The sequence below is a fragment of the Gemmatimonas sp. genome, assembly GCF_041689975.1.
Lineage (GTDB): Bacteria > Gemmatimonadota > Gemmatimonadetes > Gemmatimonadales > Gemmatimonadaceae > Gemmatimonas.
On record NZ_JBDNFF010000257.1, the window covers coordinates 1 to 2,643 of the forward strand.

General features: G+C 63.5%; 3 protein-coding genes. All 3 read left to right on the forward strand.

Annotation, left to right across the window (positions count from 1 at the left end; translation table 11 throughout):
• Positions 1–864: M28 family peptidase (locus ACESNG_RS16205; protein ID WP_373069771.1), on the forward strand; the 864-nt coding region annotated here is incomplete at its 5' end.
• 59 nt (positions 865–923) lie between these two features.
• Positions 924–1,754, forward strand: a complete 831-nt coding sequence (locus ACESNG_RS16210) for a Type 1 glutamine amidotransferase-like domain-containing protein (RefSeq protein WP_373069773.1) — start codon at positions 924–926, stop codon at positions 1,752–1,754.
• Positions 1,755–1,824: 70 nt separating this feature from the next.
• Positions 1,825–2,643, forward strand: an 819-nt coding sequence (locus ACESNG_RS16215) for an ATP-binding cassette domain-containing protein (RefSeq protein ID WP_373069775.1), incomplete at its 3' end; no start/stop codon positions are given.

Here is a 2,643-nt window from a genome sequence, read left to right on the forward strand (position 1 = left end):
AACGACGACGGCAGTGGTACGGCGCTCACGATGGAGCTGGCGCGGGTGTTCGCCGAAAGTGGTATTGATTTCGACGCCACGCTGGTGTTCGTGACCTGGGCCGGTGAAGAGCAGGGGCTGTTCGGCTCCATGGCGCACGCATCGGCCCTGCGCAACGCGAAGGGCGTGGTCGAAGCGAACTTCAACAACGACATCGTGGGCAGCAGCCTCGGCGGCAATGGCATCGTGGACGGCGAGAGCGTGAAGATCTATTCGCTCGGCCCGGAAGACTCGCCGCATCGTGCGCTGGCGCGGTACGTTCAGCGCGTGGCCGGCACGTACGTCCCGTCGCATACGATTCGCCTGATGGCGCGCGAAGACCGCTTCGGACGCGGCAGCGATCACTCGTCGTTCACGGCCAACGATTTCCCGGCCATCGTGTTCCGCGAAGCCAACGAGAACTACGAGCGACAGCATTCGCCCGACGACAAGCTGGAAGGGATGGACTTCCGCTATCTCGCGCAGAACGCGCGCGTGAACGCGGCGTCGGCCGCCTCGGTAGCGCTGGCACCGCCGGCGCCGCGTGTCACCACCGGCGGTGGGTCGGCCACGCTCGGGCGCGGCCGTTCGGGTTACGACGCCAGCCTGCAGTGGCAGCCCTCGCCGGGCGCGGTGGCGTACCGCATCTACTCGCGCGACGGGTGGACCAACGACTGGCAGAAGTCGCAGGTCGTAGGGAACGTGACGCAGCTGCTCATGCCGAACGTGTCGATCGACGACTACGTATTCGGGGTGGCGGCGATCGGTGCCGATGGCAACGAGAGTGTGATCAGCGCGTATGTGTCTCCGGTGCGCAAGATGACCGACGTGCTGCTCAAGAAGTGACGTGTACTCAGTGATTTACCACAACGGCGGAGCCGGACATGATTCGACGGGAGTTTTTCGTGACCTCAGCGTTGGGAACAGCAGGTGCGATCGCCAATTCGATGGGCGGCGCAGAGCGACTTGTGGCGGAGCGACTCATGAGTGAGTCGAATGGCGCAACCGAGCACACGGAAGCACTGATGGCGCCCATGCGCACCGAGCGCGCGACGCGCAAGATCCTGATCGCGGGCGGCGGGTTCCGCACGGGCTTCATCAAGTACATGGCGGAGCTCACCGGGAAAGCGCGTCCGCGCATCTGCTTCCTGCCGTCGGCGTCGGCCGACAGCGCAGAGTCGGCGCTCGGCTTTTACGCGTCGTGCGCGCCGCTGAACGTGCAACCGTTCGTGCAGAACGTGTTCATCGAGAGCTTGTCGCAGAAGCAGGGATGGGACGAGGTCCTGTTGTCGATGGACGCCATCGTGGCCTCGGGCGGCAACACGTTGAATCAGCAGGCCATCTGGAAGGCGCAGGGGATCGACGCGGTGCTGCGGACGGCGTGGGATCGCGGCATCGTGCTGGGCGGGGCGAGTGCCGGGTCGCTGTGCTGGTTCGAAGAGGGCACCACCGATTCGCGGCCCAAGGCGTTGTCGATCGTGAAGTGCCTGGGCTTCCTGCCGGGGAGCCATTCGCCGCACTACGACGCCGAAGCGGGGCGGCGTCCGCTGTATCAGCGGCTGATCGGGTCGGGCGAAATGAAGCCCGGCTACGCCTGCGACAACGACGCCGGTATCTACTTCGAGGAAACGGCGGTCAAGCGTGTGGTCTCCACCCGGAAGGAGGCCAAGGTGTACTACGTGAGCGTGGTGAACGGAAAGGTGTCGGAACGCACTCTGGAACCCGACGCGATTTAGCTAGATTTCAAGGTTCGCTTGTTCTTATATCCCGCTTTTCGACTTCCGCTTTTCGGATTCGGCACAACATATGGCTCCGCAGTTCATTTACGTCATGAAGGCGCTGCGCAAAGTGGTTCCGCCTTCGCGCATCATCCTCGATGATATCTGGTTGTCGTTCTATCCCGGCGCGAAGATCGGTGTGCTCGGTCCGAACGGCGCCGGTAAGTCGTCGCTGCTGCGTATCATGGCCGGTGTCGATACCGAGTATCAGGGCGAAGCGTGGGCGCACAAGGGCACGCGCATCGGCTATCTGGCGCAGGAGCCGGAGCTCGACATCACGCTCGACGTACGCGGCAACGTGGAACTGGCCGTCAAGGCGCAGCGCGATGCCCTCAACGAGTTCAACGACATCTCGCTCAAGTTCGCCGAGCCTGATGCCGATTTCGACGCGCTGATCGACCGGCAGGGGAAGCTGCAGGAGTACATCGACCAGCACGATCTGTGGAATCTCGACAACAAGATCGACGTGGCCATGGACGCCCTGCGCTTGCCGCCAGGCGACGCCGACGTGACCAAGCTGTCGGGTGGTGAAAAGCGTCGCGTGGCGCTATGCAAGATTCTGCTGGAAGAGCCGGACATGCTGCTCCTCGACGAGCCCACCAACCACCTCGACGCTGAAAGCGTGGCGTGGCTGGAGCATCATCTCGAGCGCTACACGGGTACCGTGGTCGCCATCACCCACGATCGATACTTTCTCGACAACGTGGCGAAGTGGATCCTCGAGCTCGATCGCGGCAAAGGCGTGCCGTACGAGGGCAATTACTCCGGCTGGCTGGAGCAGAAGCAGGCGCGCATGGCGGTCGAAGAAAAGCATGCGAGCACGCGTCAGAAAACGTTGCAGCGCGAG